Origin of the sequence: Pseudoalteromonas sp. 3D05 (assembly GCF_002723455.1) — a bacterium.
GTDB lineage: Bacteria > Pseudomonadota > Gammaproteobacteria > Enterobacterales > Alteromonadaceae > Pseudoalteromonas.
The window spans coordinates 209569-234542 of record NZ_PDUS01000006.1; the positions used below are offsets into that span (position 1 = coordinate 209569).

A 24974-nucleotide genomic window follows, 5' to 3' on the forward strand; every position below is an offset into this window, starting at 1 on the left:
GTAAGCGGTAAGCGGTAAGCCAAAAATCTACTCAATTCAGATTTTATGTCAAGGCTTACCAAGCACTCTGGTCGCTTAAAACTTACAGCTTATAACTTATAGCTCTAAAATAATTGATCAAACAAATCAAACAGCTGCTCAAGCTCTTCAATAGTGTTGTAATGCATACAACCGATGCGAACTACACCGCCTTTGTCTAAAACACCTAATTGCTCACACAAGCCCTGAGCGTAAAAGTTACCATCCCACACACAGATATGCTGTTTACCAAAAAACTCAGACACTTGGCGCGGCTCAAGCCCTTCAAATGTCAGAGCGAAGGTAGGTGTGCGCTCTGATAAACGTTCTAAATCATCAATACCAAACAGCTTGATTTTAGGATAATTGACCAGACGTGTTAGGAAGTGCTCACTTAGTGCCATTTCATGTTGTTTAGTCTTTACAAAAGCCGAAGCTAATTTTTCGCGGCGTGAATAACTATCATCAAGCTCACTAATGTCAGCAATATAATCAACCGCAGCAATTAAACCTGCGAGTGCTTCAAAGCTTTGCGTGCCGGTTTCCCAGCGCCCTGGAATAATATCCTTAGCAGGTTCAACCTTGTAAGGCGTAAATCCTTCAAGGTGCTCACGCTTACCATAGACCATGCCTAAATGCGGGCCAAAAAACTTATACGCAGAACACGCTAAAAAATCACAATCTAGCGCTTGAACGTCAACCAGTTCATGCGGTGCGTAATGCACAGCGTCAACATAAACCAATGCACCCACTTCATGAGCCATCGCAACAATACGTTGAATATCGTTAATAGATCCTGTGGTGTTTGATGCGTAAGTTACAGCTACAAGCTTGGTGTTGGTATTTAGCAAGCTGGCAAAATGTGCTAAATCTAGGCTACAATCCGCTTCATTGATACGTGCAGCATTAACTTTCACGCCTTTATCTTGTGCTGCTTGTTGCCACGACGATACATTTGAAAAGTGGTCAGCATTGGTCACGATGATTTCATCACCCGCTTGCCATTCACGTGAAATTGCGCGGCTAAAGCTAAATGTTAAACTGGTCATATTCGCGCCAAATACGATTTGATCGCGAGAAGGGGCATTTAATAAATCAGCCGCTGCTTGGCGCGCATTAGCCATTAGCTCAACGGTTTTATCGCTTGAGAAAAACGCGCCGCCTAAGTTAGAGTTGTAATAACCTAAGTAAGCCGACATTGCACTAAGCACTGATTGCGGTACTTGCGAACCACCCGGGCCATCTAAAAATATAGGTGACTTACCAGCAACTTGTTGCATTAATGCCGGAAATTGACGGCGTAGTTTAGTTAAATTCATTGCCATTCCTTAAGCCGTTAATACAAAACAGTCTAGGTAACCGTCTTTACTTGCGTCAATTTTATTCATTGGTGTAGCGTTGTGCCATACTTCACGGTCATTGATCAGTGCAAACATGCCATCTTTAATTTCCATTTTAAAACACGGCTCAGCCTGTTTATTTTCATAAACAAGTAATTCACCGCCCTCTAAATTTTCATGTGATACACCACAAATGCACACGTGATCAAAGCCATCTTGATGAATACCTTCTGGCGCAGGAGGCGTATCGCTTTCGATAGCAAGCATTCTAAATTGGTGAACTTCAATATCACGCTCTTCGTCTATTCCTGTAATCGCGCGAAACTCATTAACGATACTTTTCATACCGTCACTTTGCAGTAAGCTCTGCTCTAAGTTCTCATAAGTGCGTTCTACATTGCCTTGAAAGGTATTGATTGAATCATCTTGTACAAAGGCTTTTGTAGCTTGTAAAACAAGTTCATCATTTTGCACTTTAATTACTGAATAACGACGTTTACGAAACGCACCATCGGCATAAGGGTTAGCTGGAAGATTAGCAAATGATGGCTTTACCGCCTCGATATGAGCTTGGTTTACAAAACGAAGTTGCAATAGGTTCTGGTTGTTTAATGCTGTCATAAAATATCACCTAAAAAATAAGAGACTAACTCATAAATAATGAAGGGGATTTTAATGCAAATAGAGAGAAATTTTTGCGTCTTTATTTAATTAAAGGCGTTTAAAAGTATAAAAGTAAGATATAAATGTGGGTTTTATTGAATTTTTAATTTAAAAATAAAAACGACCACATGACGTGGTCGTTTTATCAACTACAAAAGGTATTCAATAAACTTATGGTGTTGTCTCTACAAACTCAACATTAACTTCGCATGATGCTGTTAGCGGACCTACAGAATAATAGTCTGTCTCTAACGTGCCATCACAACCTGTCACCGAGCCTATTTCATAACCCGTATCTGGGTATAAATATATATCTCTGGTTTCATTTTCGCTTAGAGAGAAGCTTTCTTCACCTACGCTGCCGCTACCTGTTACATTAAATGCAACAGACATATCAAATAGAATATTCGTATAGCCTTGGCCATCTCGTAACCCTTGTATATAAGATACTGCTGCTGCCGATAAATTATTAGATTTCAAGTTTATGTTGGCTGCTTTATTTACAACATATTCTAAACCACTAACGTCCGTAATCTCATTATTATCTAATGATAGGTATGTAAGTAAAGTGTTGTTACTAGTGTCTACTTGCTGGAGTTGATTATTAGAAAAATAAGCACTAACAAGTTCAGTGTTGCTACTAATATCTATCGAAGTAAAGAGGTTAGCTTGGGCATTCAAGTAAACGAGTTTACTTAAACTTGTCAAATCGACCGTATTCAATTGGTTATTATCTATATCTAAATCATCAATATTAATGTTATTACTTAAATCTATACTTGTTAGCAAATTATTACCAACACTTACCGATCTAAGCTCTGTATTATTGCTTAAATCTATAGAAGCTAAACTATTTCCCCATACAGCTAAATAAGTTAGTTCAAGGTTTGCTTCAAGGTTCAACTCAGTTAATTCATTTTCCCCTATATGTAGCCCTTTTAACTCATTTGCATTGCCTACATCAATCACAGCTAATTGATTAGAGTGAGCATGTAAATATTCTAATTGACTCAAATGAGAAATTTCAATTTCAGTTAGTAGGTTTGATGATAAATCTAGATAACTCACTTTATTATTAGAGCTTAAGTCTATTACAGATAGCTGATTGTGTGACAACTGAATACTAGTTAATAAGGCATTCTGACTAAGATGGACTTCTGTTAGATCATTATTTGAAATATGAACCCAAACTAACAAAGCCTGCTGGCTCAAATCAACTTCGGATAATTGATTATATGAAAGAAAAACTGCATGAAGCAATGTGTTTTGGGTGAGATCAATTGATGTAATTAGATTACTTTCAGCGCTAAGAGTAACAAGCTTTGTTAAACTAGTTAAACCTAAAGATGTAAGTTGATTAAAAGATATGTTTAAGCTTTCGATATTAATATTATTATTGAGATCTATATACGTAAGGGCGTTATCATCCACACTTAGGTTTATAATCTCTACATTATTACTCAAATCAATTTCAGATAAGGCGTTACTTGAAATTGAAAGGTAATTTAGCCTTAGGTTTTGGCTTAAATCGATACTTGTTAGCTCATTTTGCGATAATTCCAAATGCTGAAGGTTAGTATAAGCAGACAAATCAATCTCAGAAAGTTTATTTGAGTTTAATGAAAGCTCAGTGATTACATTTGGATCATTTACTATTAGTGATGTTAAAGCTGAGTTATATATACCGATCATTTTAAGGCTAGAGTACTGGGATAAGTCAATGTCACCTCCCCCTAAATTTAACTCACTGACTCTAAGCTGCTCTAAATTAGGAAAAGCGTCCAACCCGACTAATGAAGTTATTTCACCATTAACACTCCATGCGCAGTTCAATGACGTAGTATCTTCTAATCGTGTATACCCAGAATTATTCACACACTCTGCAAGTACTGGATCAGTTATACCCGCTTTCTCAGCAAGTGAAGTTGCTTCAACAAACTCTACATCAATTTCACATGACGAAGTTAACGGCCCCACTTCGTAATAATCAGCTGAATACCAAGTTCCATCGCAGCCTGTTACGCTTGCAACTTCATAACCACTATCAGGGTATAAATAGAGCCCGCGGCTTTCACCATCTGATAATAGAAAGTTAGAGTCACTAACACTACCGTTACCAGCTACATTTACAGTAACGCTGTAGCTTACTGAGTAGGAAATATTGTAGTAACCTTGATTATCTCGTAAGTCATCTAAATAACTAACAGTATCGTTGCTTAGCGGATTATTATGTAAATCTAGGAAAAATGCACGATTTTCCGTCAAAAATTCAATCCCAGTGACTGTCGTTATCTTTGCTCTATTGGCATAAACCCATTTCAAAGTGATATTGTTAGTAAAGTCGAGATTAGTGATATTTGTTTCATTAATGTTTAACGAGGTTAAATTACTAAACTGACTTACATCTAACTCGATAAGTGGATTTTGTAATATATTTAAATCAAGTAGCTGCGCTGGTTTATCGATAATAACCTGACTGAAATCTGATATCTGATTCCCTTCTAAGTTCAGATACTTCAAATTAGCAAGACCTGTGGTGTCAAATGACGTCAAGTTTGCATACGATACAAATAACGACTCAACACTTGGGAACTGAGCATTATTTATTAAACTCTGATCTAAACCACTAATATTGAGCTCTCTTAGCTTAGTTAAATGTGATAAGTCTAAACCCGCTAACTCTGGTGTATGGCTAATATCTAAATAATCTAACTCTACACTTTGTCTAAGGTCTAAGCCAGTTAGCTCAGTATGACTAACTCTTAAATCAAGTAGATAAGCGCTATTTATAACTAAGTTCGTTAATGGGTTTACATTTAAACTAAGAGCTCCAAGCAATGTATTGTTAGTTGTATCCAGTGATACTAGTTGGTTATTCTGTAAATCCAACTCTTTTAAATTGCTATAAGGCGATGCATCAAAACTAGTTAAAGCATTACCTGATAAACCAATCCGCTCTATCAGATTTGAATCATAGACCATGATGCCTGTAATACTACTATTATTAATAGTGATGTTTGTTAATGCTGTTAAGCGTGATAAATCAGGAACTTCACCAACATTCAAATTAACAACATGCAATCCATTTAAATTGGGAAATGCTTCTAAACCATCCAATGAATTAATGTCACCTGAGTAGCAATTCAAAGAAGTTGTAAACTCAAGGTGAGTATAACCAGAATTGTTCGCACACTGAGCAAGTGCAGGGTCGGTTATCCCCGCTTTATCAGCAAGTGGTATTGCCTCAACAAATTCTACGTTAATCTCACACGACTCAGTGATTGGGCCAACTTCATAATAGTCAGCTGAGTGCCAAGTCCCTTCACAACCCTCAATTGAATCCACTTCATAACCACTATCAGGGTATAAATAGAGTCCGCGGCTTTCACCATCTGACAAAGTAAAGTTTGAATCGCTAGCAGTACCATTTCCAGTTACGTTCACAGTAACGCTGTAGCTTACAGAATACGAAATATTGTAATAACCTTGATTATCACGTAAGTCATCTAAATAACTAATAGTAACACTGCTTAGCGGATTATTATCAAAGTCCAACCTTGCTGACTTATCAGCAATGGCTTCTATTCCACTAATTGTTTCTAATGCATTCCGTTTAATATAGACGTTTGTTAAATTGCTATTATTACTAAAATCTAGTGTAGAAATTGAAGAGTCATTTACCTGAAGCCAGTTTAAAGATGTCATCTCGCTTATATTCAGCTGTTCAAGCTGGTAGTTATAAAACAAATCCAGTGATAATATTAGATCTGGATTTGCAATTGAAGATAAATCACTAACACCAGAATCTGATATTCTCAGTCTTGTTAAATTAGTAAAAGGCGAGAAGTCAAAACTTGTATAGTTAGCTCCACCTATCGTTAAACTTGATATGTGATAGACATGTGACCATGGCACAAGTGGCTGCTCAACACCTTCAACATTTAATGAAGATAAGCTTTGTAACGCTGAAAAATCTAAATTATTTATCGAGGTATACTCTATACCCAAATCTAGTAAATTAACTAAGTTTATTAGATTAAGCGACGCAACCCCCATTTTACCAATATTAAGGCGAGTTAGTTTGGTTAAATTGGTGACATCAAGCTCTGTTACCCCTGTTTGCCCCCATAAAAACGCATCTCTTAGCTCTGTTAAGTGCCCAATATTGAGTTCAGTTAAACTACCGCTATTAAGCCATAGAGACTCTAGCTGCGTATTAAACGTTAAGTCTAGCTGATTTAACTCTGTGCCTTGTAAGTCTAGATGCACTAATTGTGTTTGATTAGATAAATCAATCTGAGTCAACTGCATATCCTGCAAAGTTAAATCCTGCAGTGAGGTATATGCAGATAAGTCAATATCTGAAATATTTTGTCCACTCAACTCTAGGCGAGTAATTAGACTAGAGTCGTAAAATTGAATAGATTCTATTTTTGTTTGCTGCTCAGAACCATAGTTATAACCATTAGAAAACTCTGTTAATTGCTCTAAAGCAGATAAATCTAAGTGGGTGCCAATGTTTAAGTTTGCAAGCTCTAAAGTTTGTAAGTTAGGTAGCGCCTCCAACCCCGCTAAAGACGTAACCTCACCATAGATGTTCCAACTACAATTTAATTCAGTCACACTCTCTAAGCTTGTTTCACCTGAATTATCAACACACATTGCAAGTGCAGGATCTGTAATATTTGCTTGAGTAGATAACGGGACAAACTCTTTAAACGTTACATCAATTTGACAGCTTTCTTTCACATAAGAGATTCTATAATCACTGCCATCTACATAGCCGTCACAACCTGAAATACTATCAAGTTCATAACCTGAATTTGGCTCAATAGATGTCGACCAATTTGAGCCATGCTCAACAATACTCTCATCTCCTACAGCCAATGAGCCATTCCCATCACTATTTACTGTTATCGTGAGCTCTGGCGCATCAAATGATAAATACACTTCATCACCTACCTGGCAACTATTACCCTTTAAGTACTTACAGAAAGTAATATCACGGCGATTGTTATCGATTAATTCAATAACGGTGTCTTGACCATCAAGTATTAGCTCTAATTTACCGTCAATCAGCTCAACATTTACAGGATCGGCATTATCAAGTCGAAGAGTATAATATTGCTTATCTTGCTCTTCGTCGTAATCACTATTTCTAACAAACCACTCCACAGTTCCATTTCCGTCATTTTGATATAGCCTAAAACCTAAATCATATTCATAAAACTGGTCTACTTTTGTTGAAGGGCTATAATCATGGATATATAAATGCGCAGTGGTTTCCTCTGCTGACGAGCCTTGAGTAATTGTACGTTCAATATAATAACGGTCGCCGTCAACAGCTACTAAAGTGTATACAAACTTACCAGCAAGATGGCATGTATCCAAAGCAACGTCGCACCAGTCAACTCTTTGCCAATTACCATCTGTTGTGTCGTAATACAAATCACGGATCAAATGTCCGTCCTCAAACCCCTTTTGATACGAACTGGTTCCAGTAGTAAAGAAAACCTCTCCATCTTGGTAGATTTGTACTTCAGCCCAGTGAGAGTTGATATCATGACCATCTCTGAACTGATGGCGCCCGGCAAAGTTATCTGCTGATATTGCTTGCTCATTACGGCGCACCATAATGCCAGAATCTGTATAATGCTCACTGTCAAAAATACCTTGTGTGACTAACTGGTAGCCCACATTTATATCTTTAGTGACATAAAATGACTCAATTCCGCCATCCTCAGGGAAATTAAGCACCATAGTGTTATCTGCAACTTGCCAAGTAAAGCTTTCATCTGATAAATCGCTGATATTATGAGATACACCTGTACCATCATCATTGAAAAAGACTTTATAAACCGTATTTTCACCAACAAGGTTAACCGACCATTCACCTACCATGTCATTAGCATTAATTGCTAAGCGTTGCTCAAGAGTTGTTTTACTTACTTCATATGAACTTGTGTACTCATCTACTAGTACATCATCTTGGTATTGTTCAATATCACGACCTAGCTCATACCAATTACTGCCTTTTTCAGGGAGTGGTGTTAAGGTCAGTTTTGTTGCGATATCCTTAGTCGCAACATTCATCCCAATGCTATTAGAGAAGCTTTCGTATTCTTGTAAAACAAAATCACTTTGAGGAGTAATCTCTATAACTCCCTCAGCGCTTTCTGTCCACGTTACTTCTACTTTACCCTCGTAGGTTAATGCGCCTGTATTATCTTCACTTAGCTCTACCGTATAAGCGCTCGCATAATAAAGGTCTTGATTACCAATTATAAAGGTACCAACAGTCTCCTGCTGTTCTTTAAAGGTCGCATTAATTTCACAATCCATATTTCCAGCAAGTGCAATGTAGTGATTACCCTCAACGTAGCCATCACAACCTTCAATTGCGTCTAAAATGAAACCGTCGCTAGGAATGATTTCAAATCCAACTTTTTGATAGAAAAATGACGCTTGTGATGCGGGTGAAATTTCACCATTACCATTTGAGTTAGCAGTAAGGGTAACTTTAGGGCGCTTTGGTAAGTAAGTAATTTGTGATGCAGCATTACATGTACCGCCGTCTTTATAGTGGCAAACAACAATGCTATCGGTATCTGATGAAACAAGTTCGAAATGCCACTTTTCACCATTTCGGTCATAACTTAACACACCGTCATTAAAGGTTGCGCCAGTATAGGTCTGGCTCTCTAACTCTACAGCGTATGTTACATTACCGTTTTCGTCATATTCAGCGTAAACTCTGTCGGTCTGTCCATCAGCTGAATAAAACTCAGTGTAATTCTCTAATAGCTCTTCGGTAAATGCACTGTAGCTTAAATCTTTGCTATATTCATAAACTAATATCGCGCCATCTTGAGAGCTAATCTCACCATTTGGTGAGTAGTAATTGATAGTTCGGTTTATATAAAAAAGGTTATCAACAATACTAATAAACTCGTGAATCATCTCACTATTAAGATAACAGCTTGTATCAAAGCCTTCACATGATGTAACAACCTCATTGTTATAAATGAAGCGCCTACGTGTAAACTGACCATCCTCTAAATGCCCTTGCCAGTCAGTAATACCCAAACCAATCATGGTTGTGCCATCGCTATGTATATTCAAATCATACGATTGAGACGTGCCGATAAACCCATGCCAACGGCCTATTAATTCTTCATTTGTTGTGGTAACGGCTTGTTTTTTTATTAACAACCCTGTGAGGGTGTCGCTCGGCTCATCAAAGCTCGTATCAAGACCAACTAATTGATAACCGCCACTTAATGCTTTTGTAAACCAAAGCTCAAGCTGCCCTGTTTCACCATCTTCATCATAGTTAACAGTTAAGCTGTGGTTGTTTAGCTGCCAAGTAAATGCTTCGCTGCTGTTACCACCAACATCGCCTGTACCATCAGCATAGAATTGTAGGGTTTCAGGTAGGTCAGGATCGTCACTAGTATCGTAATCATTCTCATACGCATGAAATGCCCACTCACCTATAAGCTGCTCAGCTAATAATGAAATGGTTTTATTTTTATATATTAGATTCGTAGTGTACGTTTCATCTTCTTCGGTCGTCTTTGTGACTGAGCCGGAATTTCTATCAACTATCATTCGCTCTGTTGAGCGCGTGATCTCGATGGTTCTAAATACATCGTTTTCAGCTAATACTATAAAACTAAGCCCTGTTAAAACTAAAGACTCTGAACTTTCAGCATCTGAATTTTGATAAATCGTAACCTGTTTATCAAACGCTAATGTGTACACACCCTCATTTTCAGACCAAGTGATAGCGCTACTGGTATTAGCGCTAAACTCACCGCTACCATCGGCCATTAGGCTCAAGTGAAACGCTGTATTTGTGTGGTAGCGAGGTGAGTTAATAATGTAATTACCCTCTAGCGAACCTGTCGCACCAGTTACTAGATCATCATCTTCTTTAATTTCTTTTTTAGTTTTTTCGATGATTTCAGGGTCTTTCTCTATTACTTCTTCTTCAAACTGTTTTGCTACCTGCTCGTTTGCAACAAGCTCTAATGTGCTATTAACGCCTTCTGGTAACGAATAGTCTGGATTATCAACAATAATCTTAATAAGTGTGGCTAACTGAATTTTTTCATCAGCATCAACATTTAATAGTGCACTATCAAGCTCTGCTTCACTTGCAGGCTCTTTGCCATCACGTGTTAAAAGCGCAAACTCTGCAGTGGTAACATTAGTGATATTTACACCAAAGTTATCATTGCTATCGAGAGTTTTATCATCACCTGCTTGCGCGAGAAGTTTTTCGACTGAGCTCAATTGCGATACAAATTCAACACCTGGATTGAGCGTATCTAAGCCTTTTGCTTTTACTCTTACAAGCTTTTTAGCTGATGATTCGTCAATATTTAACACCGCAGTGTAACGGCCATCATCGCCAGCTTGAACATTAAAAGACTCACTCCCAACCACAATCTCAAGTTCAGCATTGGCAATAGGTTCATCTGTCACGATACCAGTAATCGTAACATTTGAGACTTTGCGTTTAATAAGGACTTCTTGTGTTGATGAAGCGGTTGCACCGTCATCATCTGTCACTGTAACAGTAAATTTGACCGTTACATCTTCTGTAATATCGGGAGAAGTAAATGTTGCTTCAGCAGTATTTAGGCCGCTGCTGGTAAACTCAAAACTTGCATCATGGCTCCAACTGTAGGATGCAATGCTACCATCACTATCAGAAGCTGTAGCGTTTAATGTTAACGCTTCTTGCTCAAGCACATCTTCAACCGTAGCTTGGCTAACTGTAGGGCTTGAATTGGTTGCAGGGGGTGGTGTAGGTGTAGGTCCAGAAGAGCCCTCATCACCGCCACCGCCACCGCAGCCAGCTAAAAGTAATGCCCCAGTGAATATACCCACACGAAGCTTTTTATTAAATAAATCCATTTGTATCCCTCATTATAAAGGGAAGCCTGTGGCGACATCCCTAAACTTATAAAAGTCGCCCTAAAACGACTTTAGATTAAATATGTATTACAAAGCGGCTTTAATCTGCTGTAATTGCTCTGTGAATGATAGATGTCTTAAATCTCCCAAACCAACAGCCTCTGTTAATTCAGCTAACTCATACTCAAATTTAAGTAATTTACTTTCAATATCTTTGTCATCTAATGCTGTTTTTGTTTTTAAGTATTCATTGAAAAGGCTATTAATTCGTTTTATCTGGTGTGCTACTAAATTCGCTTCAAGCTTAATGTTGTCATAATCTCGGTAATTACTCTTTGCGTAGCTCTCACCTTGTGCTAATTGAGATTTAATATCGCTATATACAACAGGAAAAACGTCGGGTTTATCAGAATCAGCTAATTGATAGATTTTGCGAATATGTTCTGAAAAATAAAACTGCACAACTGCATCCTTTTCAAGTGCTGTAAGTTGCTCTAAAAGTTGAGGAACATACTGTCTTACTTGTGATTCTTCACCCTCAATGAGTAATTCTTTTAACTCTTCATGTCGCTGCTCTAAGACGGTATAACGTTTTTCAAAATGAATTTTTGCATCAATTTGAGTAAGCACTGCAAACTCTTCCCTGACTGGTTTTAATACAGCTGTAATACGATCTTTTGAAAGGTTAGCTGCAGTTACAAGGCTAATAACTTGCTGACATTGCTCCATTACTTCATCCGCAACCGTATCGGATGAAAATAATGATGCACTATCAAGCGCACGCTCCGGCGTAAGCCTTAGTTCTTCAAACTCGGCCTCAAGCACTTGCCAAATTTTTTGAGCTTCCTCTACTTTTTCAATATCATACTCAGCGAGCGATTCAGATTTTATAATGTTATAAGCAGTTAACGCTTCCCCAAATGCTTGCTCTGCTTTTTGAAAAGCAGCTTGTTGTTGTTCAGGTGTTGCTTGTTCACCCGCTAAACCAGCAAGATCTTTTTGAACTGACTCAATCGTTTTGCAACCACTCAATGTGATTCCCATAAAAATAGTTACGAGTAATAGTTTTCTCATTAGTAGCTCCACTGTGCGCCAAGAGTGAATGAAACATTGCTATACTCCACTTCTGGTACTCTTAAACGTTGGCCATTTTCAAGGTTTTTAGTCACGATATCGCGCGATTTATATTGTGCGTCTATACCAGCAAGAATCGCAATGTGATTCATAACCTGATAACGCATACCCGCTCTGGCAAACACCCCCCAACCATTAAAGCTATCGGTCAGTGTTGTTGTTTCAAATTGGGTGTTCTGAATTTCAGAGTACATTGGGCTGCTTACTTCGCCTTCTAAATACCAACTATATTTATTAAAACTGTCTTTGAGGCGGCTGTCATAGCGAGCACCTAGAGTAAGTAAAATACCCATTTGATCTTCGGATACAGATATCACTGGACGAAGTTGAGATGTGTAGTTTTGCTGTGAACCTGTTTGCCCGCCTTCCATACCAGGTAAAGTAAAGCGTGCAGGATTAGTTGGATCATCTGAAATAGCAATTAAGGCCTTATCAAATGAATCAGCACCTGGCTGTACAAAAGAAAAGTTTGAACGTGTAAAGCTGGAAGTAAAAAACTTTGTACCCACTGTGAATTGTATTGCTTGTGAAAAATTATAAGCACCTTTAAAACCAATCTCATTGGCTTTGAGTTTAAATGCATTTTGCTGAACAGCACCAAACTCCCCCATATACCAAGTTTCAGTTGCGATATCAGTCGAGATTGTTGCAGCACTCTCAACATAAAAACCCCAATCATCATCTATCCCTGTGTAAGAAAGCTGACGTATCGCTGGGTTGGTAACATCTATCGATTGGCTAAGCTGACCAAAGCCTGCAACATCGTTTAGGGTTTCACTATAGCCTATTGTTTCAAGGCCTATACGCACTTCACTAAAAGAAGGGTTCGGTGTTGCATAGACTGATGCGCTAAAAAGGACGGGTATTAATAGAGGTAATTTCATGAACATGCCTTATTCTCTGCTATAAAGTTACCCAAATAGAAGAGAGCAAAGCTCTATGTACCCTCCCTGGTAACAAAAAATAACATTTGTTAAAATGTTTTAAACACACGTAATTTTAGTCCCTTACAATTATGCGTCAAGCAAAAAATGAACGCTGACTTAATAAAAAATTCGCAACAAAAGGACTTAAGAAGCTAACTTAATCATAAATCATTAATTTAAAAGACTTTTTAAATTAATATATTGTAAGTCTTTTTAGTATAATCGAATTTTGACAGAAGCTCAGATAGTTGAGAAGCTCGTTTGGCTGAGTTGATGTAAATAACTTACTCATATTTGCAGCCTCGATTAGAGCGCGCATTTAGTATGAATTTCTATACTTACAAGAATACGGTTATAAAATAAAGCATTTGCAACATAAAGTTGACCAACATTACTTGGGTCTGTTAAGACTTCACCCATTTTCTGTTCTGCGATACTTAATAGTAGCCGCATATCATCAAAATGATTTATCCAAATAAAAGCAAAAATAATTTAAGCAGCAAGGGGTTAGAGTACTCTAATGATGAACCCTTGTGCGTTGAGGTAAGAGCAAAATCGGCATAGCACAAAGCTTTAGTAAATATTGAAAAGTGAAAGGCCATTTCATGGATATAACATAAATTGATCATCACTGAATAACAGGCATAAAAAACCCAGCAAAAGCTGGGTTTTTAGAACAGTATTATAAATTAACGCTTAACTTTAACGCGCTCAATTACTGTTACGTGTGCTTCAACACGACGGTTTTCAGCATGTGCTGCTGCCGTGTTAGCTTCATTTTTAAGACGCTCTTCACCTAAACCAACCGTGATGATGCGCTCTTTTTCAATGCCATCTTCGATAAGGCGAGCTGCAACTGAATCTGCACGCTTTTTAGATAACCATTTATTGTAGTCTGCTTTACCTACAGCTGAAGTGTGACCTTCTAGAAGCACTTCAGTACCCGGGTGCTCATTTAAGAAAGCAACTGCTGCATCGATGTCATCTAAGTACTTTTGTGAAACTTTAGCTGTATTGTTAGGGAACGTAATTAGTAAGCTCTTGGTTACTTCACGATCTTCATATAGAGTACAGCCAGTGCCGTCTACTGCATCAGTCATCGGTGTGTTAGCACACTGATCATCTGCATCAGGAATATTGTCGTTATCGCTGTCTGTTGGAGCAACAGCAACTGGAACAACTGCTGCGACTGGTGCAGCTTCTACTGGTGCAGCAGATGAGCTTTGATTGCCAAACAAGTAGCTTAGACCTAGCTTAGCGCCAACATCAGTGTAACCACGGTCAAGACCTTGGAATATTGATGTTTCTGCGTTGAACGCGAAGTTATCAGTGAAATAATGTTGGTAACCAGCACCTACGTTAGCAAATGTAAGGCTTTCCGTTGCATCAACGTTTTTAAGACCAACGATACCGTAAAAAGGACCGCCATTGATGTGATAAAGTGCATCAACACCTAAACGATCACCTTCTAGGCTTGTTGCTGTCATTGCTGGATTTGAACTTGAAATGTCAAAATCCATATCAGCATACTCTAAACGTGCACTCCAGTAATCGCTAAAGCGATAACCTAGTTCAAGACCCCAACCTGTTGAATCATCAACGTTAGTGCCGGCACTACCACGAACATTTTCCCAAGAAGCGTCATAGTAATCACCAAATGCGCCGATAAAGAAACCTTCTTTTTCAGCCGCGAAGCTTGAAGCGCTAGTTGCAGCTAGTGCCAAAGCAATAGTAAGAGATTTTAATTTCATTGTTTCCTTCCCATTTTCACAATTAAAATTGTAGCTAAGTGACCCTAGCCTAATTAAGTATTACCAGAGTACAGAATCTTTTGTTAATCATTACTTAACGAAAACACATTCATGGTGTTTTTTATAAAAGTATTTTTAGAATAAAAACGCTAATCAGTATAGACCAGATAATAAACTTTACCTAACCTACGAAAAAGCTGCATTTTAAACTTACAATAAACATCTAAATTCAATTATTTAACGTATCGCCACCTATATAAAATTAGCGATACAGATTTTAAAACCCTTATTAGCATTATATTGCTTAATTTTGAATCAACAAGTAGTAACCGTGTTTATTTCCAATAAATGCCTATAAATAACAGTTAATAATTGCAACTTGGCGCATTAAGCCAGTAATAATTCATTATCTAAATTTTTATTGATGCTACACAAGCATGTTTTCGTGCAGCCCTACTTATTAAGTACCACAAAAAGTTTGATAATTTTTTTCATCTGAAGCTGCATGATTCCATGACTCATTGATGCTTTGAGTATAGGGGTTTTGCAGTGCTTGTAAGTATTCGCTTAGTATGGGACTTTGGTTAGATTCAGCAAAGTCTTTTAGGATTTTTTCTACCATATAGTTACGCGGGATCAATGTTGGATTAACTTTTCGCATGATTGAGTAACTTTGTTTGTGTGTCCTGTGAGCCCACTTCTCAGACCAAGAGGATAATACCGGAGGAATTGTTACACTTTCTTTCAACGACCTCGTTAAACTGTCAAACGTATTGGTATAGTCAAGAGAGTTATCTTTTAACAATGCTAATAACTCAGCCACTAACTCGCTATCTTCAGGTTTGTGCCCATCCAACCCTAGCTTTTGCGCCCACATGTCAGTAAATGCGTGATTAAACTTTTCTGCAAAACTATTAATTAGAGGGCTAAGTAAAGCAACGGCTTGTTCATCATCTTCGCTTATTAACGGTATTAAACTCTCAGCTAACCGTGCGCAATTCCAGTTTGCAATATTAGGTTGATTACCGAATGCGTAACGGCCTTGACGGTCAATGGAGCTAAATACTGTATCAAAATCAAAACTATTCATCATCGCACACGGGCCATAATCAATGGTTTCACCGCTGACGAGTGTGTTATCTGTATTCATTACACCGTGAATAAACCCCACCCGCATCCAGCTCACAACTAGTTCTATTTGTTTTTTTATTACCTCACTCAAGAAGGCTAAATAACGCTCAGGACCCGTGCTTTGTATATGTGGATAATGTCGTGTAATTGCCAAATCAGCTAAGGCTTTTAAACCTACAACATCTCCTTGGGTTGCTAAATACTGAAATGACCCTACTCTGATATGACTTGATGCAACTCGAGTCACAATCGCGCCAGGCTGTGGTGGTTGTCTGTAAACGGTTTCGCCCGTTGCGACCACCGCTAAACAACGGGTTGTCGGCACGCCTAGTGCGTGCATTGCTTCACTCATTATGTATTCACGTACTGCCGGGCCAATAGCGCAGCGACCATCACCACCACGAGAAAACGGTGTCGCCCCAGAGCCTTTTAACTGAATATCCCAAAGTAATCCTTGTTGATCGGCAACAGCCCCAAGTAAATGCGCGCGGCCATCTCCTAAGCGAGGTGAAAAGTGACCAAATTGATGGCCAGAATAGCCCAGCGCAACGGGCGCTACAGTTGAGTCTATTTGGTTACCACTAAGCACTGCGGCTTGCTGTGCTGATGAAACATCAATACTCAATTGTTTAGCCACAGCGTCGTTAAATAACAGCAGCGAGGGCTCGCCAACTGGACTCGGTCTATCGGCGATAGCAAATTGCTCTGCTATGTCGGTATAGCGTGATACTAATTTCATTGAATTACCTTTCGCCGCTACTGCGGTTCAGTTGTTTGAATACCCACACGGTTATCACCCACGCTATAGGCTACGATTAAGCTTAGCTCTTGTAAACTTAAGCCACTTTGTTGCTGTAATTCATTAAAAAATGCTTGTGCGGCAGTGAGCGACTTTTTAGTTTGTAAGCCACCATCAATAATTTTATGTGCGCGCAAGTAGCTTTCTACGTCGCGTGAAAGTAAAAACGTATCTTTACCTAGAGTTCTTAATGCATAAGGCCCAGTGTTACCACCTAAGCGCGCACCGTGTTTTTTTAAATACGCCCATAAGCCAATAATGTCGTCTGTAGGCCAGTTTGCAATAAACGCACTAAAACTGCCGTGTTCACTCGCTACTTCATGAATCATATATGCGTTATCAGTAATGGTTTGTACTTTTTTAAAGTTACGCACAATACGCTCATCACTGGCTTTTTGTTCTAGCATATCAGGTGGCATCATCAGTAACTTTTCAACACTAAAATCCCAAAATACTTCCCTAAAACCAGCCCACTTACTATTAATAACAGACCAATAAAAGCCACTTTGAAATACTTTACGGGTAAATTCCTCAAGCCATGCGTCATCAGGTAAGCTTTTCAGCTGAGACGGTTTTAAGGGCGGATGTAATAGCTGCTGAAGCATGGCCTTACCGCCTTTTCTTTGTGCTGCTCGTTTATATATATCCTGAAACTTTTCCATCGTTTTACTACCTTTGCTGTTTCTGCTTATTAGTGTACGGAAAAATGACCTTATACGTAATACTCTCTAGTAAACGATCGCTTCTACCTTGACACCTAGACGGCTAAAATGCTTTAATCACCGCCATTACCCCTATTTAAGGTGTGAGTTTGAACATTTTAAACTCACACTGTGGGCTAGAAGAGGTGCGTTATTCAGGTAACGTATGTGAGGAGCACACACTCCAGTGATCATACGTGAGGGGAATTAACGCCGAGAAATAACACTTTTTGTGAAGGGTTATTTCGGGCGACTGGGTTGAATCCCAGCGACTGTCACCAACAACAGCTGCGCTGTTGATAAGTTTGGTGGAGAGCTTCTGGTCTTAGCATAATAAGGCCTGTGCGCCCTATTATTTAAGCCCATTCGCTCTTCGAATTTTAAAGTTCGACTGATGTAAATGCGGCATATCTATATTTCTTCCTCATTTTACTCAGCGAACACCTGATAAGTTCGTTGCAGATGAAAAACAACCTTAATTTAAACGACTACCCGCTATGGACTGCTCTCGTCACGCCTTTTACTGACCGGGGCGAAGTAGATTATGCGGTACTTGAACAACTTGTTGCAGAACAACAAGCTGCTAAGAATGGCATTTTACTACTCGGTAGTACGGGCGAAGGCTTAGCGCTTAGTCTGAAAGAGCAACAAGCCATTGTTGAGCATGTATGTCAGTTAGAACTCAATGTGCCATTAATGGTTGCCGTTGGCGGTATGAACCTAACCCAACAAATTGCGTGGGTAGAGTACTGTAATCAACTGCCTATTCACGGTTATTTACTGGGCTCACCACTGTATGCCAAGCCTGGCGTTGTAGGTCAAACTCATTGGTTTGAAAGCCTACTCAACGCAAGTGTTCACCCATGCATGCTCTATAACGTACCTGGTCGCAGTGCGGTAGATATTCCACCAGCCGTTGTTAGCACTTTAAAGGATCATAAAAATTTATGGGCACTTAAAGAAGCCAGCGGTGATATTGCTAAATTTGAAGGGTTTAGAAAAGCCTCGCCTGAGTTAGCAATATTCAGCGGTGATGATGCCCTTATGCCTTATTTTTCTCAAGCCGGAGCGAAAGGCTTGGTTTCTGTAGCAGCTAATGCATGGCCAGCACAAACCCATGAGTTTGTTAAGCGCAGCCTTAGCGGTCAGCACCCAAATTTATTTGCTGATTGGTCGCAAGCAATCCATAGCTTGTTTGCCGTCGCAAACCCCATTCCCGTAAAAGTTTTGATGCATTTACAAGGGCGACTAAACAGCCCGTATTTGCGTCCACCGTTAACTCATCTCGAGCTAACGCAAACAGATTGCATTAACAATGCAAACAACACCATTTTATCTTGGCATTAAACACAGGTTTTTATAATGAGCTGGTTAGAACTATTAAATAATTTAGAATCAGGCGCCGTTCGCGCTGCAACACAAGACGAAAAAGGCCAATGGCACGCTAATATTGAAGTAAAACAAGGTATTTTAGAAGCGTTTAAAAACGGTACTAACACCGAGTTTACCGGTGGTTTTGTTGATAAGCACAACTTGGCACCGCAAGAATTTACCGCCGAAAATGGCGTACGTATGGTACCCGGTGGTTCAAGTGTTCGCCGTGGTGCACACGTTGCTAAAGGCACAATTATTATGCCACCAGCGTATGTAAATATTGGTGCGTTTATTGACGAAGGCACTATGGTTGATAGCCACGCTCTTGTTGGTTCGTGTGCACAAGTAGGTAAAAACGTTCATCTAAGTGCTGCTGTGCAACTAGGTGGTGTGCTGGAACCAATTGGCGCAAGCCCTGTTGTTGTAGAAGACGATGCGTTCATCGGCGCAGGCTGTGTAATCGTTGAAGGGGTCGTTGTTAAAAAAGGTGCAGTACTTGCGCCAGGTGTGCGTTTATCAGCTACAATCCCAGTTTATGACTGCGTTAACGAGCGTCAACTAGATAAAGGCGAGCCAATCCCTGAGTACGCCATTGTGATCCCTGGCTCACGCCCGGCTTCAAATGACTGGGCACGCGAGCAGGGCTTAAGCATGTCATGTGCATTAATCGTAAAATACCGTGATGAACAAAGTGATGCGTCTTTACTACTAGAAGAGGTTTTACGTTAATGACCTTTTTGAGCACGCCAGTTAAAACCGCCATTGGTGAACTTTCGAGTAACCTCGATACCCCATTTTTTGTCTACGATCTCGACTCACTAAATGCACATTTAGCGCGTTTAGTGGCGCAAACCGAAGTAAAACTTTGGTATGCGGTTAAAGCCAATCCCCTGTCTAAAGTCATACAAAGTTTAGATAACGCAGGCTTTAACTTTGATGTTGCAAGTAAAGGCGAACTTGAGCAAGTACTTGCTCAAGGTATTAACAGCGAGCGCGTGCTCAACACAGGGCCTGCAAAGAGCCCTAAACAAATTAAACACTTTATCGAGCGAGGCGTGCGTATATTTGTCGCCGAAAGTCTCAATCAAGTGCGTTGGCTAAATGAGCAAGCAATTGCAAAACAGTGCCAACTACAGGTTTTATTGCGTGTGCAATTACGTTGGCCTGAAGGTGAAAAGAACCCACTAGGGGGCGACAGCCTTACACCATTTGGCTTAGGCTGCGATGAATGGCAAGCACTCAATACGAATGATTACCCTGCACTTAACTTTGATGGCCTGCATATTTTTCAATGGGGAAATATGCTTAGTAGCGACAAACTCGCCCAGCTTTGGTCACAAATGGTCGCGCCACTACAGCAGCTAGCAAGCGATTTAGGTATTCATTTAAACGTGCTCGATTTAGGCGGTGGCTTAGGCATTCCTTACACGCTTGATGCACCAACTTTGAGTTGGGATGCGTTAATCGATGAACTTGCAAAAATTAAGCGTGATTCTGGCGTTGAAGAGTTATGGATGGAGCTTGGCCGTTATGCTGTCGGCGAGTGTGGTCATTACGTAACCCCTGTTGTCGAGCGCAAATTAAATTATGGGCAACAACAAGTCATTTTAAGCGGTGGCATTAATCATTTATTGCGCCCAGCGGTCACTAGCCAAGATTTCCCAGCGCGGTTATTACGTGATTCAACAGCACCAAACCAAGCAATGAGCTTATACGGCCCGTTATGTACTGCGCTTGACTGCTTAGGTGAGCATCATTTACCGAATGATTTAAATGAAGATGATTGGCTCGCATTTAGTCAATGTGGTGCTTATGGTTTTACTGAAAGCATGCCCTACTTTTTATGCCATGAACTTGCCGCTGAGTATGTATTACAAAACGATAAATTATCCTGTATTCGCCAAGCAGAAGATGCCAGTCACTACTTAAGGTAATTGAGATGAGTAATACAACCCCAATCAGCCAAGAAAACATTGTCGTGGGTGAGGTTGCCAACGGCTTACCGCTAACCATTCCGGTGTATCGTTTAAAAGGCGATGGCAGCGGACCAAGCGTTTATATACAAGCAAATATGCATGGCGCGGAAGTGCAAGGCAACGCGGTCATTTATCAATTGCTCGAACAGCTAAAGCAACTGAACTTAAAAGGTGATATCACTTTAGTCCCCTACGCGAACCCAATTGGTTGTAATCAAAAGTCAGGGGAATTTACTCTTGGTCGCTTTGATCCAATTACGGGCACTAACTGGAACCGTATGTATCATTGCAACAGTCAATTAGCTGTTAACTTTGCAGAGCAATACCGTGATGCTGATGATAAAACCTTAAAAACAGCGTTTAAATCCGCATTGATAAATGAAATAGAACAACAGTTAGCCGGGCCAGATTATCGTTTAACCACAGGCAAACGTATTGCACTTAATTTACAAAAGCTCGCACACCAAGCAGATATTGTCCTCGACTTACACACAGGCCCTATTTCTAGCCAGCACCTATATTGCCCTGACTACGCAAAGCAAAGCGCCAGCTATTTTAATATCCCCCACGTACTACTTATTCCAAATGATTTTGACGGCGCAATGGACGAAGCCAGCTTTTGTCCTTGGTGGCAATTAACTGAACAATTAGCAAAGCAAGGCCGTGAATTTAACGTACAAGTTGAAGCGTTTACTGTTGAGCTAGGTAGCCAAGAAAAAATCGATTTAAGCGCAGCATTGGATGACGCCAACAGTATTTTAAGTTATTTAAATCATAAGCAGGTTTTTGTTGATGCGCCCTTTCAACCAAAACAAATGAAGCGCTATGGCTGTCTGCTCGCTGACTACTTCGCTTACTACGCGCCCATGGGTGGCATGGTTGAATACATAGCCCCGCTTGGTGGCCATATTAAAGCTGGCGAGCCAATTGCTAAAGTATTACGAATGGAGCGCTACCTTAGTGAACAGCCATTACAAACCCTCACTCTCGATTGTGATGCCATTGCAATTTTGCACTTTGCCTCAGCAAGTGTGAATCAAGGCACCGAACTCTACAAATTTTTCACCAACGTATTTGAGCTTTAGATTCTTTAGAGCTCACCCCTTCTCATTGCGTGAGAGCACGATTATCCAAGTGGAAAAAGTGCATGAACGAGCGGCTTCGGCCGCTTTTTCTTTGTATTTGTATTTGTATTTGTAATCAAAAGGCATCAAAATTTATTAAGTTCAGTAACAATTCACAGATCTTCTGTTAAAGTTGCTTGTGGACAGATAAACTGAATAAATACTTTCAGCCGCTTAAGCAGTGGCACAAGTCCACCAGCTCCACATAGACTCTCTATTTAGTTTACCAAAGGAATAATAATGACTTGGCGCAATGGGATTTTACTTACTACGTTGTTATCAACTAGCGTGTTGGCACAACAAGCAGACCCACAAAAGACAAACGAACAAGACAGTGATATTGAATTAGTAAAACAATGCATCTTAAACGAAGCAATAGCAGGGGACGAAAATCAAACCCTAGCACAGCTTCGAAAAAAATGTTCTGCACTAGATGAAACTAAGCAAATAACTGCGCTTGATAAACGCAAAGCACGTGAACAAGTAAGTCAAAAAAATCGCAATGTTATCACGCCCCATAAGCGTAACTATTTGCTGCCATTATCCTATGTATCAAATCCAAATACTCGCCCTTTTGGCCGACTAAACGAACTATCTGACGAACCCACCGGCGAGCAGCTTGATAACCTAGAAGTGAAGTACCAACTTTCAATTAAAGTACCGCTCTATAATGATTTTGCAGATGACGATCAAACTGTATTTTTTGGTTTTACCTTGCAGTCATTTTGGCAGTTTTATAACAACGAAATTTCATCGCCATTTCGCGAAACAAACTATGAGCCTGAAATTTTTTGGATTAACTACCTCGACCCTGAAAACGTACTTTGGGGTGATGAAATGGCGATATCTATAGGGATGGTGCATCAATCAAATGGTCGTAGTCAGCCTAACTCTCGTTCATGGAATCGAATTTATGCTGATTTCTTATGGGAGAAAGATGGCTTTGTATTTAGTTTCAAGCCTTGGTACCGCATTCCTGAAGATAGAAAAGAAGATCCTATGGAAGCCAAGGGCGACGATAACCCAGATATATACAAATATATGGGCTATTTTGAGTTTGGTGGCGCTTATCGCTACGAAGAGCATGAATTTAGTTTTATGACACGCAATAACTTAAATTCAGATAACCGCGGTGCGATCCAGCTTGACTGGTCATTCCCGCTATGGGGCCGATTAAGAGGTTATGCACAATACTTTAATGGCTATGGCGAAAGCTTAATCGATTACAACGCGGATATTGAGCGCATAGGTGTGGGTATTTTATTAACTGATTTACTTTAAAGAAAAGGCCAAGCAATCGCTTGGCCTTTTTGTTATTAGTGCTAAATTCAGGCTACTTAATGATTTTAAATGTGCCTTCAAACTCGGCTACAAGTAACTCACCGTCGTAAATTTCAACGGGCACTATGTAGCTTGCTTTAGAATCTGTTTCAAGCTCCACCAGTTTACCTTTACAAGCACTTAAATCGACACAGCCACGAGGATAGTTATTAAGTGGTTTTAAGTATTTAATATTGGCATCAGCAAGCACAATATTACCTTCAAGACCGGCTTCTTTAAGCGCTAAATAAGTTGCGCCCCAACCTGTTAACGTCGCTAAGCTATAGATAGAACCTGCAAACATCGTATTATGTAGGTTTAGGTTGGCGTTTAAATCAGCGCGGGTGGTAAATTGCCAATCAGTATAGCTTTCAACTTTAATTCCCATCGCATCACTGATTGGAATCGATTCGCGCCATGTATTTTGTAACACTTGGGTCCAATTAGGGTGACGAAACCAGCCAGGCTCAGACGGTTTTTGCTTGATCATTTTAAAGTGCTGCACATCATCGTAGGCTAGGTGTGCTTTTTCTTTTAACTCATAGCCATGGCGCTTATAAAACTCTAACGCGCGTTCACGTGCAAATAACACCAACTCATCAGCATCTTGCGTCCACGCTATTTTTTCAAGCTCGTGCAACAACCGACTACCAATATGCTGATTGCGATTTCCCTCAGCAACCGCCATATAACGTACTTGCGCTTGTTGCTGATTATTAAAGTGTAAACGAGCAACACCAAGCACTTCTCCAGATTTATTTTTTATAAACCGATGTTCAGCGTCCTGTTCCAAGTCATCTTGTTCAGAGCCGCGCGGCTGCTGCCAAGGTGCACGTAATACCTGCCAGCGTAATTGATAATATGCCTGCCAATCTTCACTGCTTTGTGGCGTAGTTACCTGAAACATACATTCTCCTGTTGTGCTATTACCGCATTAAACATATCTACCATCGATAAATAATATAAAGCAGCGTTTTTTATTGCGACCTACCATACGCTATCTTTTAAAAACTTGGAATACGACTTTGGTGAGCCCTTATTTGAACTGTAAAACAAGCTTAACAGGCTGGCGGTTTATGTTGACTCGTCTAAGATACATATATGGAAAATTTAATTGTAAGTGCTGGCATTGTAAAGCATAGCTTTATCGAAGATTGCCATCGCATCGGACAGCTTATCTATTGGCACAAACAGGGTGCTGATTGCATTCAAGTTCGCCAATACAAGCAGTTTCGCTGGTTACTCATTAACGATATATTACAGTCAGTGGTTGAAAAAAATAATCCAAGCCATCTATTGTTTCCACACTTACAATCGCTAGCTTGTTTATGGCTGCCTTTGACTAAACCCCAAAAAGTACTTGAGCTGGGCCTTGGAGCTGGCGCTATTCGCAATTATATACAACACACTAACCCTGATTGCCAACTCACGTCTATTGAAAAAAACGCCAGCATTATTGATTGTTATAAGCGCTTCTTTGATGGTGTTAATGCCAGTAATTTAAAGTGTTCTGACGCTCAAGCAGCGCTTAGTCAAAACGCACAATATGATTGGGTTATTCTTGATCTCTTTAGTCAGCTAGATGCACCCGTTTTTTTATATAAACACCATTTTTATGAAAAAATACGGGATGCGCTTAGCACTAACGGGCATTTATTTATTAACTTTTTATCAGCGCATCAATCACAACTCAAACAACTGGAGCAACTTTTAAGCGCCACGTTTGGCAAGCCCCCCAATATTGAAAAAATACCCGACTACACAAATCATATTGTCATGATAAGTAAATAAA

15 protein-coding genes and 1 riboswitch are annotated in these 24974 nt (G+C 39.7%); of the genes, 6 read left to right on the forward strand and 9 right to left on the reverse strand.

Going from position 1 to position 24974, the window contains the following annotated elements; all coding sequences use genetic code 11:
* Positions 1–104: 104 nt before the first annotated feature.
* The 8 genes from CSC79_RS08800 to CSC79_RS08835 form a co-directional block, all read right to left on the reverse strand.
* Positions 105–1337: a cysteine desulfurase-like protein gene (locus tag CSC79_RS08800; protein WP_099295449.1), complete on the reverse strand. Its 1233-nt coding sequence runs from the start codon at positions 1335–1337 to the stop codon at positions 105–107.
* Between the two features lie 9 nt (positions 1338–1346).
* Positions 1347–1979, reverse strand: coding sequence for a 2OG-Fe dioxygenase family protein (locus CSC79_RS08805; protein ID WP_099295450.1), 633 nt, complete (start codon positions 1977–1979; stop codon positions 1347–1349).
* A 213-nt stretch (positions 1980–2192) separates the two neighbouring features.
* The gene (locus CSC79_RS08810; RefSeq protein WP_099295451.1) at positions 2193–10946 is read right to left on the reverse strand and encodes a hypothetical protein; all 8754 of its coding nucleotides are present in this window, start codon (positions 10944–10946) and stop codon (positions 2193–2195) included.
* A gap of 87 nt (positions 10947–11033) precedes the next feature.
* Positions 11034–12020, reverse strand: a complete 987-nt coding sequence (locus CSC79_RS08815) for a hypothetical protein (protein WP_099295452.1) — start codon at positions 12018–12020, stop codon at positions 11034–11036.
* The gene (locus CSC79_RS08820) at positions 12020–12964 is read right to left on the reverse strand and encodes a hypothetical protein (RefSeq protein ID WP_099295453.1); all 945 of its coding nucleotides are present in this window, start codon (positions 12962–12964) and stop codon (positions 12020–12022) included. Before CSC79_RS08820 ends, CSC79_RS08815 begins: the two co-directional genes overlap by 1 nt.
* Positions 12965–13695: 731 nt before the next feature.
* Positions 13696–14757 carry an OmpA family protein gene (locus tag CSC79_RS08825; protein ID WP_099295454.1) on the reverse strand — a complete coding sequence of 354 codons (1062 nt, stop codon included), beginning with the start codon at positions 14755–14757 and terminating at the stop codon, positions 13696–13698.
* A gap of 460 nt (positions 14758–15217) precedes the next feature.
* On the reverse strand, positions 15218–16627 hold the full coding sequence (locus CSC79_RS08830; protein ID WP_099295455.1) for a YdiU family protein: 1410 nt from the start codon (positions 16625–16627) through the stop codon (positions 15218–15220).
* 17 nt (positions 16628–16644) lie between these two features.
* Positions 16645–17349 carry a DNA-3-methyladenine glycosylase I gene (locus tag CSC79_RS08835; protein ID WP_099295456.1) on the reverse strand — a complete coding sequence of 235 codons (705 nt, stop codon included), beginning with the start codon at positions 17347–17349 and terminating at the stop codon, positions 16645–16647.
* Positions 17350–17521: 172 nt separating this feature from the next.
* Positions 17522–17715: riboswitch (Lysine riboswitch) on the forward strand.
* A 135-nt stretch (positions 17716–17850) separates the two neighbouring features.
* On the opposite strand from CSC79_RS08835, the gene dapA reads away from it, so the two are divergent.
* From dapA to CSC79_RS08860, 5 genes are all read left to right on the forward strand, one after another.
* On the forward strand, positions 17851–18735 hold the full coding sequence (gene dapA, locus CSC79_RS08840) for a 4-hydroxy-tetrahydrodipicolinate synthase (RefSeq protein WP_099295457.1): 885 nt from the start codon (positions 17851–17853) through the stop codon (positions 18733–18735).
* 15 nt (positions 18736–18750) lie between these two features.
* The gene (locus CSC79_RS08845; protein ID WP_099295458.1) at positions 18751–19491 is read left to right on the forward strand and encodes a 2,3,4,5-tetrahydropyridine-2,6-dicarboxylate N-succinyltransferase; all 741 of its coding nucleotides are present in this window, start codon (positions 18751–18753) and stop codon (positions 19489–19491) included.
* On the forward strand, positions 19491–20696 hold the full coding sequence (locus CSC79_RS08850) for a PLP-dependent decarboxylase (RefSeq protein ID WP_099295459.1): 1206 nt from the start codon (positions 19491–19493) through the stop codon (positions 20694–20696). Before CSC79_RS08845 ends, CSC79_RS08850 begins: the two co-directional genes overlap by 1 nt.
* A 5-nt stretch (positions 20697–20701) precedes the next feature.
* Complete coding sequence (locus tag CSC79_RS08855) at positions 20702–21823, forward strand: succinylglutamate desuccinylase/aspartoacylase family protein (protein ID WP_099295460.1); 1122 nt, start codon at positions 20702–20704, stop codon at positions 21821–21823.
* A 279-nt stretch (positions 21824–22102) separates the two neighbouring features.
* Positions 22103–23143: a phospholipase A gene (locus CSC79_RS08860; protein WP_099295461.1), complete on the forward strand. Its 1041-nt coding sequence runs from the start codon at positions 22103–22105 to the stop codon at positions 23141–23143.
* Between the two features lie 52 nt (positions 23144–23195).
* On the opposite strand, the gene CSC79_RS08865 is transcribed toward CSC79_RS08860, so the two are convergent.
* Positions 23196–24089, reverse strand: coding sequence for a bifunctional GNAT family N-acetyltransferase/hotdog fold thioesterase (locus tag CSC79_RS08865; RefSeq protein ID WP_099295462.1), 894 nt, complete (start codon positions 24087–24089; stop codon positions 23196–23198).
* A 194-nt stretch (positions 24090–24283) separates the two neighbouring features.
* Between CSC79_RS08865 and CSC79_RS08870 the strand changes: the two genes are divergently transcribed.
* Positions 24284–24973 carry a methyltransferase gene (locus CSC79_RS08870; protein ID WP_099295463.1) on the forward strand — a complete coding sequence of 230 codons (690 nt, stop codon included), beginning with the start codon at positions 24284–24286 and terminating at the stop codon, positions 24971–24973.
* Position 24974: the final 1 nt, after the last annotated feature.